Here is a 12,849-nt window from a genome sequence, read left to right as displayed (position 1 = left end):
ATGGACAGTTTTAAACCAGCAAGAATCAATTTCGCTAAAGATATGCTTGAAGAATTGGGCACTGATTTACAATTTACAAAAACAGACAACCCTGACAGCAAAGTGATTCTTCGTGATGCAGACGGCAATCCCATTTCGAAAACAGAGACGTTAGGCAATCAGTTAATAAAAGTTACCTCTTTGCTTCCGAACGGTTCTATCAAATTGCAATATCTGCATTATTCACAATTAAGCTTGTCGGTCTCAATCGAGAAAGATGGTGCCAAGTAAATTGTGATGTCAGCGTTATACGTATCTTTAAGGGTAGCTATTTCCGGTAGCTGCTCTTTTAGTTCATCAATCGAGCTTACTTGAATTTGTGCTGTAACTTGCATGTTCACGTTCTCACCTCCTGCTTGGGTAACTACTCGGCTACCTTTTGAGAAACAGCATTCTTAACGGCTTTTACTCCAGCTTTGAAGTAAAGCCATTGTGGAACTTCCTTATCAGAGCTACGTGACTTACTGTTTGACCAGCGTCCGTATTCGTTTTGACCGGGTTGTTCAGCTTTCAAACCAATTCGATTCGCAATTCGGCCAACCATATTAGCTGAAATACCTAGTTGCTTGCCAACCTGACCAGCCGTATATTCTTTGTCCTTCATTACGGGGATTGTCATTTCACCAGTAATTGCTTTAGCGGCTTGAGCTAACAACGCTTGCCTAGAAGAATCCGATGCAGTTGCTTTGGCAATTCGTAGCAGCGCATTAGCTTGAGCTGTGTTGGCTCGCTTCTCCATGATTTCAAGATGCTTGCCCTCTAATAAAGCTGGCTGGTTCTCGTTGATTGCCTGCCGCATGTTGAAGTAGTTATCAACTAACTGGTCGTAAATGTCCCACGCAGTATCATCTTCGAGAATTTTAAGCAGTTTGCTGTAGCCCCGTTCGGATAAGAGGTAAATATTTTTGGCGTTGCTAACTGCCCGTCCCTTAAGGCCTAAAGCTTCGAGATTCTTTTGACTGATAAGTTGCATATTATTTTTAATGTCAATAATATCTAACCAATCTTTAAACCGTTTACGGTTTTGGTTTATCAAATAGTTGATTTTAGCAACATCTTGCCCGTGTACCTGAGCAATATCCTTAACAGTCATCGCCCGCTTACCTTCGCCAAAGCCACCTTCGATTCCAGTGAACTCATATTGACCGATGTGTTCTTTACCGATTACTTTTAGGTCATTCATTTGACCGCCTCCTTTTCTTTATCCTGTGAATCATGAATTACATTTTGAGCAGGAAAAAGCGCTTCACTCGTGCTATTAAGCACTTCTGCCATCAAATTGCCGATGTACACGCTAGGAACTTGTGTACCGCGTTCCACATTGCTGATAAATCCACGAGAACGTTGTACTTTTTTAGCAAGAAAAGTTTGCGTCATTCCCTGCTGTTCACGGGTTTCTCTTACTCGATTTTTCAAATTTAGTTCCTCCTTTCGTTTACATACACTAGTGTACATCAATGATTACATAACTGTCAACACTAAATTACACGAGAAATATATTATTTTTGTACATCATAGTTTACAATATAGTTATGGAGGGGTTTGACATGGCCTACAAATTAGGAAATTATTTGCAACAACTCCGCGGAGATTTATCTTTCCGAGAAGTTGCCAATCGTACTCACGGAAAATTAAGCCACAATACAATCTCACAAGCTGAAAAAGGTATTAATTCTCGTGGTCAGAAATACAAGCCAACGCCAGAAACATTGAAAACTCTTGCAGAGGTTTACAATGCCGACTATTCCGTTTTGATGAACCTGGCTGGTTACCTACTACCGCCTGAAATAAAGGGCGTTACCGCTTCTTCTGACGGTGCGTCGATTAGCGTTACCAATCCTAATCACGAAGATAAGGAACTAAATAAAATCGTTGATAGAGAGCGAAAAAAGAACGACAGTCAAAATGTTATTCTTGCCGATGAACGCATTCCTGTTTATGGAAAAATCCACGCCGGTGAGCCTACCTACGCATCTCAGCGAATTATCGGGTATACACCCGCTACGTCTGACATCATTGATAAGTATGGACAAGCTAGCCTGTTTGCTCTACAAATCGAGGGCGATAGCATGAGTCGAAGCATGCCTGATGGTTTCACTGCCGTATTCAGCAAAGATGCCCCTATTGAGAATGGCGACATTGTTGCGGTGTTGATCGACCACGAAGACGCTACTATCAAGCGATTTAAAGAAACATCTATGGCCGTTATCTTTGAGCCGAACTCCTACAACCCGATTTACAAGCCTATTGTTTTTCAAAAATCGGGCGAGCAGGATTTTAAAATTTTGGGGAAATATATTTATTCAACAAGCATGCCGATTTAAAAAATAAGTAGATTATTTCAAATAATATGTATTGTAGGGGTAAGATAATGACCAGGAAGAAAATGGTTGCTTGCCTAGTAACTACTTCGACTTAGTACACGCGTACGGATTCCCTACAATCGGGGATTAAAGGGGAAGTAATTGTGAAATAGATTCAATAGTTGAAATGATAAGTAGATTTAATATGTAAGGGATGGTAATTGTGAAGTTTGGATATCGAAAACCCAATATATCAAAGTCTTTTAAGGCTCGAACTACTGGTAATTTAAATCGCAAGCTTCGTCGTGCAATAAATCCTTTATATGGAAGGAAGGGATTCGGGGCTATTAAAAATCCCCAACATACCCTATACAATCAGATTTACCACAAAACTACAAAATCATCCATCAATACTTCGCACCATCTACCCCATCAAAAAACTGATAAGAGATTTAAACAAAATTACGATCAACAGCAAGATTTTCCGACGATGAAGGAAATTGAAAGATCTTCGAAATATGTCGAAAATCACTTCGAAATAAGACCTCAACCAAAACCCAAAAGTGATTATGAACCCGGTATAAATTCTGGCTGTGGCTGTCTCCTAGCACTGTTTCTGACATCAATAGGCATAATGAAATTATCAGTCGGAATATTTTTAATGGTAATCTGTACAGCATTTTTTATATTTGCACGTTTAAATTCCAAGTAATTTTACTCATAAAATTAAATTACAGTACTCACATTGGAAATTGGAATGATAAGTAGATTTAATATTTAAGGAGGCGTGCGATGACTCAAACAAAAACCCAACAACTTTTTGATAAGCTAAAAAAGCTAATTACTCACTCCCATAATCGTTTTAAGGGAGTGAAGGTTAATGATTCACTAAATATTTTCGCTGATAATTTACTCAACGATTGGAATACACGCAATGATGAAAAACAATATCTCACTTATCATCGTGGAACCGTTGTTTACGTAGATTTCGGTTTAAACGTTGGTGCTGAACTGTCAGGCCCACACTACGGAATAATCTTAAACAAACATGATAATCCAGTTAGTGCAAAAGTGACAGTCGTTCCTTTAACCTCTAAAGAAGGAGCTTTCAATATTCCCCTACCAACTGGTCTTACAAAAGTGCTTGGTGAATGGTACGCAGTAACTGGATTAGTTCACTCCAAAAATTTTCAACCAGTCACTCCCGACACGATATTTGACTTATTTGCCGTAAGCGAAGAAAAGCGAAATAACCACGGACACTCCAAAACAGAGCAGAGAATGTTAGAACGCTTTAACCAATATCGTGAGGAAACGAATTTGATTAAAAGCGAACTTAAAAAACAACTTCTCGATTTAGAAAAGATCTCTTATTTCAAAATTGATAATGTTGCTACCATTTCAAAATATCGTATTCAAAAACCACATCACAAATTTGACGCTCTGGGAAGAATGACCTTGCCTTCAGATGACATGGATTTAATAGACCAACAGATTGTGCAACATCTTCTTGACAACTAAATATACGTCCTCTATCATGTAATTGTAATTTGGTGGTCTACGGGTCACCCTGGTGGATTGATTTCATCAATCACATTTTGATAGTACTATCACTGGTATGGGGACGCTATATGCGTCCTCTTTTTTTGTCATATTCAATTCAATCTTGTAGGGAGATTTTATTATGAAATTAAAAAGTTACATTATGATTGGACTTGCATCTTTATCACTAGGAACTGGCCTAACCGTTACTACAGAAAATGCATCAGCTCATACATGGTACGATGGTACCCCATCAAATACTCACGGTTACTGGCGTACTAAGTCGGTTTTCTCACAATCACTCGGTATCAGTGGTCATGGTGCGCTAAAAATCAAAGCACACTCCGTTTACTTCACCTATACGCAGTCAGCCGGTTTTTACATAAAGGACACCTACTGGCGCAAAACAGGCTACCTAACTTATACCATTCATGGACGTGAACCAGCAGATGATAACTATGACCATCGCATCACTATCAAAAAATCAAGTAAAAATCTTGCAAAAGTCTATATCGATGGCCGGTCAGCAACAAAGGCAACGCCATTTCCGAACTCATTTTATCGATAGACAAAGGAAGTCTTATAAATGAAACTATCTAAATATGTACTGCTGGGCGTCACCGCCCTATCACTGGGTGCTGGGCTAGCAGCTACCACAGAAACAGCCAATGCTGCTACCTATACGCCGCGCAGTTGGCGAGGAACCTACTATATGAATACTGACAGTGGTAGAAGCTACATGAAGGTTAATACCTATTCAGTCGTTTTAAATGGTAAAACGATGTACAAAAACACATGGAGTGGTTGGAAAAAATTATCCTTCAAACGGATTAGTTCTGCCGATGCTGTTACCAAAAAGCATAAACTCTACACGTTTAATTCACTCGCTAAATATGGGTATCAAAGTAGCCGTCAATGGCGGTTAACCACCAAAAACGGCAAGAAAGAATTAATCAACTATCAAGTCCAAGGCTATATTGATGTTTGGCACAAAGTTTCCGCGTCCACAGCCAAATATAAATCATTCCATGGTTACCGTGTAGCTAACTCAAAGAGTGATTATACCTACAACACGTTCTATGACACCGATTCACATGCCACCCTTTCGGATTACCGCCCCACTCAAAAGTCCAAGGTTATTTTTAGATACGGTTCTCACGTATACCCAACCAGTCATGAGTGGACGTGGTTCCATGGAACAGATCAAAATCTGCTAACGGACTACCGCTATATTGGCGGTTCGTGGGTTAAACAAGACACAACCGATGTTAGCGATGATTAATTAAGGGAGGTACGATATTTGGACCCAGATATGTTAACTGATACCGAGGTTGCATTTCTTATTAAAAGCACTAAAGAGTTTTTGAATCACCCCGTCCTAAACGCACCAATTATTGGCAAATACAATCTGGAAGAAACTGTTGCAGATCAAGTAAATGGGATTACTTACAAGCTTCATGTATATCGAGGTAGCCTTGAAACGAAGTACAGTATGCATTTACGATTTATTTCTAACAATATTCACTTAGTACGTATTTGTATTAATGGTGCTCGACATCATAATTCTGATGGAACCATTTTGACTGGCAACCATATTCATATTTATAGATGCCGAGATGGTGTTACAGAAGACTATGCATACGAACTAGACTCGACACCCTTTAACAAAAGTGACGATCTGGCTAAATCTCTGGAAAAATTTATAGAGTACGTTAATATAGAGGTAGCCTAAATTCGGATAAAAGGTTACTGATTACAAAGGAGGTGTAATTAATGTTAACTGGTAAGGAACTTAGCGAAGAATACTATACCTGGATTAAAAATAACACCGTTTTTAAAGAGCTAGACGACGGTGTTACTAGGGTCGACGTCCCTTTTGTTGATAATTCTTCTGACGAAATTGTTATGTACATTATTCAGAAAGACGATGGCCACATCGCTTTAACAGACGATGGTTGGACGCTTGATAATCTAGAAGGTAAAGGCGTCTATATTTCTCGCTCTGCTAAGCGTCGTCGCATTCTTGAACAGCAATTAAAGTCGTACGGTGTTAGCTGTGAAGACGATGAATTATTCATCAATACGACTCTCGAAAAGTTTCCGGAAAGCAAGCATCGATTATTACAAGCTATTCTGTTTGTAAACGACATGTTCATGTTGGCCCCTTCTGTAGCTAGTAACGTATTTTTTGAGGATATTTCTACTTACTTCTCAGCGCATAATATCAGAACTAGCAAAAACATGTCCTATGTGGGCGCCAGCGGTTTAACTCATAAATACGAGTTTTCAATTCCGGGAATTGATTCCGTGCCAATGAAATTAATTAAAACCATGGCTACACCTAATAATTCGATGTTTGCAAAATCAATTTTGGCGGACGTTGAACAAACACGACCTGTATTAAGTGACCCTGGTGTCTTTTACGTTTTTTTAAATAATCGTAATCCAAAAAAAGACAACGAAACAGTAAAGGTCAATCCGGACATTATGAATCTTTTTAAAATGAATGACATCAAGCCAATTTTATACTCGGATCGAGAGGAATATGCACCCGAGCTTGCTAAGTAAAATTCTGAAACGCAACGTGACGAAAAGCCTTATAATAACGGTAAAAATGATAATACCGGAGGTGGAAACATGTCACAATACGTCACTCACGAAGAACTTAACCACGTTGAAGATAATCTTAGACATGAAATTAAAGAATCAAAATTAGAACTTACAGGTAGCATTAAAGATACCAAAAATGAACTTAACAGCAGTATTAGCGACCTTTCGGGAAAAATTGACAAACTATCATCAAACATCGATACCAAATTTGCCAACCAAAAAGTTTGGTTAATTGCTACTACAATCACCGTTGTAAGCGCTGGAGTTGGAATTCTTAGCTACATCATGAACCTAATGATAAATCATTAATCAATAATTAGGGCCCCTCATCAGGGCTTTTCTTTAGCACGTTAAAAGAACATACGTTTGATATTTGTGTACTTTAAGGAGGCAAATTCACAAAATGGAAAATCAACGAATCGTAGGAATCTATGTACGGGTCTCAACCCAAGGCCAAGTCGATGAAGGCTACTCAATTGACGAGCAAACGGACAAACTCAAAAAGTACTGCGACATCAAGGACTGGGCAGTGTTTAAGGTTTACACTGACGGTGGTTTTTCGGGGTCAAACATCAAACGCCCGGCCATGGAGATGATGATTGACGACATCAAGGCCAAACGAATCAACACCGTGCTTGTGTATAAGTTGGACCGACTTTCACGTTCACAAAAAGACACCCTATTTTTGATTGAGGACGTGTTTAATAAAAATGGTGTGGCGTTCATCTCACTCAATGAAAATTTCGACACCTCCACGGCATTTGGAAAGGCGATGGTTGGTATGTTGTCGGTCTTCGCACAACTGGAACGTGAGCAAATTACGATGCGCATGCAGATGGGTATGCTGGGACGCGCAAAGACTGGCCTGTTCCACGGCAGTGGCAACATCCCATTCGGTTACGACTACACGCCAGAAGGAAAATTAATCATCAACGAGGCCACCGCCCCGCTCGTACGCACGATTTTTCACGATTATTTGACTGGCGAAGGCCTCACCCGTATGCAAAACCGTTACAACGAAATAGGTCACCCCGGCCGAAAATATCCGTGGACGACCCATACACTGCAATACATCTTGAAAAACCGCACTTACATTGGCGAGATTGCATTCGCCAAGCAGTGGTTTCCCGGTCAACAGAAACCAATAATCGACGTAGAAACATTCGAAAAGGCTCAGGGTGAAATCGCCCACCGCCAACAGAACGCATTCAATCAGCGTCCATATCGGGCTAAATACATGCTGTCTGGATTACTAAGGTGTGGTCGGTGTGGCGGTAACATGATTTTTGGTCGTAACGGGTCACACCAACCTTTTTACTACTGTGAAAACACCAAAAATTCACTGCTAATCAAATTTCATCGTGACCCCATTGCTGACAAATGCAGCCTCCCTACTTTTATGATGGAACCGCTGGAAAAAATGGTTGTCGATACGATCATGCAAGTAGCCTACGATGATGACGCAATTAAATCAATCATCAAGGAAGCTGCCCCCACCACAGCCAAACCGGGTCCGCTCAAAGTGCAGTTGACCAAACTCGATAAAAGTCTCACCCGGTTGATGGACTTGTACACGACTGGTGTCATCTCGATTGAGGACATCACCAAGCGGGCTGAAAAAATCAACTCCGATAAAAACGTCATCAAAACCCAACTGGCATCCATTGACACTAAACCCGTCAAAAAGTCGCTTACGCAAGTTCGCAAAAAATTCCGACAGGCCGCTAAGAACCTTGATCACCTCGACTACGAAAATCAAAAAAATATCGTACACAACATGATACAGTCAATCAATTTAACTGATGATGGCTTAAAAATAATTTGGCGCTTCTAGTATGAGTTAGCCCCTACTGCCACCTAGTTTTAGGAATGCTCGTAAAATTTACGGTAGTCAGTTGTAAACAACAATTATTTTACCAACCGAATGGCGCAATATAACCTTCAAATCGCAGTTGACTATTCGACCCAACTAAAGCATGAACATCCCGAAAAATTGGTAGCATTAAACGTGACAACCGCCGAAATCGATGCGTTTCAACGAGCCGCAACTCACATGACCTTACCATACGATGACGAGCGACAGATTAAGTTACAGGACGATGTGTCAACGACGAAACCGGTCTGGCCAATTGCGGAAACACCTCGGAATCAGTTTCCACTTCTGTTACACTTCCACCCAATGACGATCTATCACTACCAAGTGAATAAACAAGCCGATACCATGATGAGTGATTTCTTATTTCCCGATGACCAAGATCAAGCACAACTCCAACGCGACTTTGACTACTACGAGGCGATTACGGTTCATGATTCATCACTGTCCCGCGCCATCTTCGGCATTCTCGCTCACCGCCTTCATCAACCCGAAAAAGCCTACCAGTACTTCACTGAAACGGCAATGATGGACCTCACCAATGCACAAGATAACACTGGTAACGGGATTCACGCGGCGAATATGGGCGGCAGTTGGTTAAGTTTGATTTTTGGTTTTGCGGGAGTTGCGTTAACTACCGATCATCAGTTACGGCTTGATCCTCGGCTTCCCGAAAACTGGACGAGTCTGCGCTTCCAGCTTCAGTTTCGAGGACGGAAGCTCGCCTTTACGGTCACCCAATCTGCGTTAACGTGTCGATTGATTGCGGGCAAACCACTCACCATTTACCTTCAACACGAGCCAATTTTGATTACCAATGAAAGCATCAGTCACCGTTTTCTATAAGCGCCAGCTTCTTGGAAACGAAGTCTAATTGTTTGCGAAATGATTGACTGCTCCTTATGATTAAAGTATGGGGCTCAAAGAAATATGCATTTCTAAGAACGAAAAGAGGCTGATTTTTGATGAAAACAATTGCACTTCGAGTGATGCAGGATTCAATCGAAATTGCTTACTCGGCCAATGATAATCAGACGCCGTATCGACAATTCGTGATTACCTACAACCCCGATCAAACGATTGGTGACAACCTTGAAAAAATCAAGGTCGTATTGGCTGGGTTACCGATTGACGCAGCCATTTTACTCAATGCTTTGGAATATGAATTTTCAGATACGATCATCGGCATCAATCACCGCCGAATCGATATTGGACTCGCAATTACGAACATGTTAAACATTCCCGTTGTTTGCCAACGAGACGTGGACGAGCACGGTCTCGCCCAAGCTGTGAAGCGCAAGCAACACTACAACGAGTGGCATCTCGACTACTACGGCCAGTACGACAGTAAGCGCAACTACGGTCAAGAAGCCATGCTCACGATTGGTAACGGCTACTTAGGCCTCCGTGGCGCGTACGTGGAATCTAAAGCCGATGCCGATAACTATCCTGGCACCTACGTTGCGGGCGTCTACAATCAACTGACAACGAAAATTGGCGACCGTGATGTAACTAACGAAGACCTCGTTAATCTGCCAAACGCCCAGTATTTAACCTTTGGCGTTGATGAGCAACCACCATTTAAAATTAATCATCAAGATATTCAAGACGTTTACCGGAGTTTGGATCTCAAACACGGTACCCTCACAACGATTATGCACGTTCAGTTATCAACTGGGCACACCCTCGCCATTACGACCACCAAAGTGGCCAATATGGTTGATTGGCACCAGTATGCGATTCGATATACCGTGACCCCCCTTAACTTTTCAGGGAGTGTCCAAATTTACTCCGAAATCGACGGTAGCGTGATCAACGGTAACGTTGACCGGTACCAAGATTTTGACCAACACCACCTGCACATCACCGGGATGAACGCTAACGACCACCAAATGGTCATGACCGGTGAAACCAAAACCTCACACATTAACTTTGCGGTGGGGAGCACGCTCCACATGGCCAAGGTCAAAACCGAACCAACCGTGACCGTTGCCATGGGCGATAATAAGATTCGGCAAGTGATGAGCACCGAAGTGACAACCGGCGAACCCGTTGTTTTTGATAAAAACGTTGCCATCTATACTGATTTAGAAACGACTGACCAACCACTCACGCAAGTCGTTGATGATGCTCTGGACACCGCGACCTACAAACAAACGATGCAGCAGAGCACCGGTTACTGGAAACAGGGTTGGCAAAACTTCGACATTCAAATCAGTACTGACATTACCAGTCAAAAACTCACTCGAGTGAACCTCTTTCACGGGATGGTCTCAGCCGCAGCGATTGCGTCTGGTCAACTTGATGCGTCCGTTGGTGCGCGGGGCCTGCACGGTGAAGCTTACCGAGGTCACGTCTTTTGGGATGAAATGTTTGTGCTGCCATTTTACACGCTGCATTTTCCACAACTTACCAAACAACTGCTCATGTACCGGTACCGCCGCTTAGACGCTGCCCGGGCTTATGCGGCTAGTGCCGACTATCAAGGCGCGATGTATCCTTGGCAATCTGGGATGACTGGTGATGAGCAGTCTCAATTTACCCACTTAAACCCAATGACCCACACTTGGGATCCAGACAACAGCCGACTTCAGCGTCACGTTTCACTGGCCATCGCCTACAACGTGGTCAACTACGTCCACGTGTCTGACGATCAGACGTTCATGGCCGACTACGGGTTAGAAATGCTGCTGTCGATCGCCAAATTCTGGATCAGCACGACTAGTTATGATGCCAAAACCCAACGCTATAGCATCAGCCACGTCATGGGGCCTGACGAGTTTCACGAAAACTACCCCAATGCCGATGAACCAGGGCTGACCAATAATACCTACACTAACTTGATGGTCGCCTGGTTGTTCAATACGCTATTGGACTTACAAGCGCAATTAAAGCCCGCTACGATCAAAGCGGCCGCAAAAAAGAGCGGGTTTACCACCACCAACTTTGATCAACTCAAGGATATCGCGCACAAGCTCAAACTAGATATCAACAAAAACGGCATCCTTGCCCAATTCGAGGGCTACTTCAAGTTACCAAGTTTGAACTTCGAAGCTTATCACCGCAAATATGGCGACATTGCCCGAATGGACCGCATCTTAAAGGCTGAAGGAAAAACGCCTGATGCTTACCAAGTGGCCAAGCAAGCTGATACTTTAATGCCATTTTACGTTTTAAGTATTGACGAGGTCGACCATCTTCTGGGACAATTGGGGTATCAGTTACCAAAAGAATATCTCACTAAGAACATCCAATATTACTTAAATCGAACCACGCACGGGTCGACCCTGTCTCGAATCGTTTATGCTGTGCTCACCGAAATGGACGATAACCTTGACCAATCTTGGTCACTGTTTTCAACTGCCCTCTTCTCTGATTACTACGACATTCAAGGCGGCACGACTGCTGAAGGGATTCACCTTGGCGTCATGACAGCGACGCTGATGATCGAAACCAGAAACTACGCTGGCGTTGATAGCTCAGGTAAGGTGATTTCAATCCACCCTCACCTCCCAGCCAAGTGGCAATCACTGCATTTTCGTCAGTTGATTCGCGGTCATTGGTACGACTTCACGGTCACCCAAAAACAAGTTCGAGTTACAGCGGATACGGATGCGACAGTGGCTATCTTAGGGCAACCGGTTGCATTGACCGCTAATCAAACCAAAACGGTTGATTACTAAACTAATTTTAAAGGAGTTGGCATCATGACAACAATTGCATTTGATCAAATTAAGGGCTTTGTTTTCGACCTCGACGGCGTTATTACGGACACTTCTCTCTACCACACAAAGGCTTGGCGTCAATTAGCCGAAAAGCTCGGCGTTACGTGGACTAAGACGCTCGAAGACGGCTTAAAGGGCATCTCGCGGATGGATTCATTGGAAATGATTCTCAAGGCTGGCAACAAAGAAAACGACTATACTCAAGACGAAAAAGTAGCGTTGGCAACCGAAAAAAACACCAACTACGTTAACGCCATCCACCAGATGACGCCTGACAATATTCTTCCGGGCATCAAGGCCTTTCTCGATGACTTGCGTGCAAACGGTTACTTGATTGCATTGGCTTCAGCTTCTAAGAACGGCCCAACCGTGTTGAAGCAACTAGAACTCACCGACTACTTCCCAAAAATCGTTGATCCTGCCACCCTTTCAAAGGGCAAGCCTGATCCAGAAATCTACGTCAAGGGCGCCGAAGCACTCAACCTCGACCCCACTCAATGCATCGGCGTTGAAGACGCAGCTGCCGGCATTCAAGCCATCAACGGCGCCAATGAAACGTCTATCGGTATCGGCGACCCCGACACATTGAGTGCAGCGGATATTCACTTTAACGATACTAGCGAAATGACCTTGGCGAATATCGAAAAGGCAATGGCATAACCTTAACGTTTGTGTACAGTGTAAGCATTCTTCTGTTTAGTTTGTGAAGTTTGATTTGCGTGAACTGTCGATTCCGGTCAGCGGCTAGGTTCCTGCT

15 protein-coding genes and 1 pseudogene are annotated in these 12,849 nt (G+C 42.7%); 14 read left to right on the top strand and 2 right to left on the bottom strand.

What is annotated here, in order from left to right; all coding sequences use genetic code 11:
* Positions 1-270 (top strand): hypothetical protein, encoded by a 270-nt coding sequence (locus ACYVR3_RS06915; protein WP_461243627.1) that lies wholly within the window; start codon positions 1-3, stop codon positions 268-270.
* 133 nt (positions 271-403) lie between these two features.
* On the opposite strand, the gene ACYVR3_RS06910 is transcribed toward ACYVR3_RS06915, so the two are convergent.
* Positions 404-1,222, bottom strand: a complete 819-nt coding sequence (locus tag ACYVR3_RS06910) for an ORF6N domain-containing protein (protein WP_461243626.1) — start codon at positions 1,220-1,222, stop codon at positions 404-406.
* A complete protein-coding gene (locus ACYVR3_RS06905; protein ID WP_461243625.1) occupies positions 1,219-1,455 on the bottom strand; it encodes a helix-turn-helix transcriptional regulator in 237 nt (78 codons plus the stop codon). Before ACYVR3_RS06905 ends, ACYVR3_RS06910 begins: the two co-directional genes overlap by 4 nt.
* 131 nt (positions 1,456-1,586) lie before the next feature.
* Between ACYVR3_RS06905 and ACYVR3_RS06900 the strand changes: the two genes are divergently transcribed.
* From ACYVR3_RS06900 to pgmB, 13 genes and pseudogenes are all read left to right on the top strand, one after another.
* A complete protein-coding gene (locus ACYVR3_RS06900) occupies positions 1,587-2,363 on the top strand; it encodes a helix-turn-helix domain-containing protein (protein ID WP_461243624.1) in 777 nt (258 codons plus the stop codon).
* A gap of 202 nt (positions 2,364-2,565) precedes the next feature.
* On the top strand, positions 2,566-3,054 hold the full coding sequence (locus ACYVR3_RS06895; protein ID WP_461243623.1) for a hypothetical protein: 489 nt from the start codon (positions 2,566-2,568) through the stop codon (positions 3,052-3,054).
* A gap of 80 nt (positions 3,055-3,134) precedes the next feature.
* The gene (locus ACYVR3_RS06890) at positions 3,135-3,863 is read left to right on the top strand and encodes a hypothetical protein (protein WP_461243622.1); all 729 of its coding nucleotides are present in this window, start codon (positions 3,135-3,137) and stop codon (positions 3,861-3,863) included.
* A gap of 163 nt (positions 3,864-4,026) precedes the next feature.
* A complete protein-coding gene (locus ACYVR3_RS06885) occupies positions 4,027-4,452 on the top strand; it encodes a hypothetical protein (RefSeq protein ID WP_461243621.1) in 426 nt (141 codons plus the stop codon).
* A gap of 18 nt (positions 4,453-4,470) precedes the next feature.
* The gene (locus tag ACYVR3_RS06880) at positions 4,471-5,166 is read left to right on the top strand and encodes a hypothetical protein (protein WP_461243620.1); all 696 of its coding nucleotides are present in this window, start codon (positions 4,471-4,473) and stop codon (positions 5,164-5,166) included.
* 18 nt (positions 5,167-5,184) lie between these two features.
* Positions 5,185-5,616 carry a DUF6978 family protein gene (locus tag ACYVR3_RS06875; protein WP_461243619.1) on the top strand — a complete coding sequence of 144 codons (432 nt, stop codon included), beginning with the start codon at positions 5,185-5,187 and terminating at the stop codon, positions 5,614-5,616.
* A gap of 41 nt (positions 5,617-5,657) precedes the next feature.
* A complete protein-coding gene (locus ACYVR3_RS06870) occupies positions 5,658-6,452 on the top strand; it encodes a DUF1828 domain-containing protein (RefSeq protein WP_461243618.1) in 795 nt (264 codons plus the stop codon).
* A gap of 69 nt (positions 6,453-6,521) precedes the next feature.
* Entirely contained in the window at positions 6,522-6,803 is a 282-nt protein-coding gene (locus tag ACYVR3_RS06865; RefSeq protein WP_461243617.1) for a hypothetical protein, read from the top strand.
* Positions 6,804-6,897: 94 nt separating this feature from the next.
* Complete coding sequence (locus ACYVR3_RS06860) at positions 6,898-8,328, top strand: recombinase family protein (RefSeq protein ID WP_461243616.1); 1,431 nt, start codon at positions 6,898-6,900, stop codon at positions 8,326-8,328.
* Between the two features lie 72 nt (positions 8,329-8,400).
* Positions 8,401-8,952, top strand: a pseudogene (locus tag ACYVR3_RS06855) (glycoside hydrolase family 65 protein); the annotation flags it as partial.
* Positions 8,950-9,213 (top strand): glycosyl hydrolase family 65 protein, encoded by a 264-nt coding sequence (locus tag ACYVR3_RS06850; protein WP_461243746.1) that lies wholly within the window; start codon positions 8,950-8,952, stop codon positions 9,211-9,213. The pseudogene ACYVR3_RS06855 and the gene ACYVR3_RS06850, both read left to right, overlap by 3 nt.
* A gap of 119 nt (positions 9,214-9,332) precedes the next feature.
* Positions 9,333-12,050: a glycoside hydrolase family 65 protein gene (locus tag ACYVR3_RS06845; protein ID WP_461243615.1), complete on the top strand. Its 2,718-nt coding sequence runs from the start codon at positions 9,333-9,335 to the stop codon at positions 12,048-12,050.
* A 24-nt stretch (positions 12,051-12,074) separates the two neighbouring features.
* Positions 12,075-12,752, top strand: coding sequence for a beta-phosphoglucomutase (gene pgmB, locus ACYVR3_RS06840; protein WP_461243614.1), 678 nt, complete (start codon positions 12,075-12,077; stop codon positions 12,750-12,752).
* Positions 12,753-12,849 lie beyond the last annotated feature (97 nt).

The organism is Secundilactobacillus muriivasis (assembly GCF_054785195.1).
The sequence above is the reverse complement of the archived record's forward strand: the minus strand, read 5'-3'. Positions and strand labels throughout refer to the sequence as shown.

Excerpts from the sequence above, each read along its gene's own strand:
- ACYVR3_RS06885 (WP_461243621.1), top strand. The coding sequence starts at position 4,027 with ATGAAATTAAAAAGTTACATTATGATTGGACTTGCATCTTTATCACTA.
- ACYVR3_RS06910 (WP_461243626.1), bottom strand. The coding sequence starts at position 1,222 with ATGAATGACCTAAAAGTAATCGGTAAAGAACACATCGGTCAATATGAG.
- pgmB (WP_461243614.1), top strand. The coding sequence starts at position 12,075 with ATGACAACAATTGCATTTGATCAAATTAAGGGCTTTGTTTTCGACCTC.
- ACYVR3_RS06880 (WP_461243620.1), top strand. The coding sequence starts at position 4,471 with ATGAAACTATCTAAATATGTACTGCTGGGCGTCACCGCCCTATCACTG.
- ACYVR3_RS06900 (WP_461243624.1), top strand. The coding sequence starts at position 1,587 with ATGGCCTACAAATTAGGAAATTATTTGCAACAACTCCGCGGAGATTTA.
- ACYVR3_RS06890 (WP_461243622.1), top strand. The coding sequence starts at position 3,135 with ATGACTCAAACAAAAACCCAACAACTTTTTGATAAGCTAAAAAAGCTA.
- ACYVR3_RS06870 (WP_461243618.1), top strand. The coding sequence starts at position 5,658 with ATGTTAACTGGTAAGGAACTTAGCGAAGAATACTATACCTGGATTAAA.
- ACYVR3_RS06865 (WP_461243617.1), top strand. The coding sequence starts at position 6,522 with ATGTCACAATACGTCACTCACGAAGAACTTAACCACGTTGAAGATAAT.
- ACYVR3_RS06860 (WP_461243616.1), top strand. The coding sequence starts at position 6,898 with ATGGAAAATCAACGAATCGTAGGAATCTATGTACGGGTCTCAACCCAA.
- ACYVR3_RS06915 (WP_461243627.1), top strand. The coding sequence starts at position 1 with ATGGACAGTTTTAAACCAGCAAGAATCAATTTCGCTAAAGATATGCTT.
- ACYVR3_RS06845 (WP_461243615.1), top strand. The coding sequence starts at position 9,333 with ATGAAAACAATTGCACTTCGAGTGATGCAGGATTCAATCGAAATTGCT.
- ACYVR3_RS06850 (WP_461243746.1), top strand. The coding sequence starts at position 8,950 with ATGGGCGGCAGTTGGTTAAGTTTGATTTTTGGTTTTGCGGGAGTTGCG.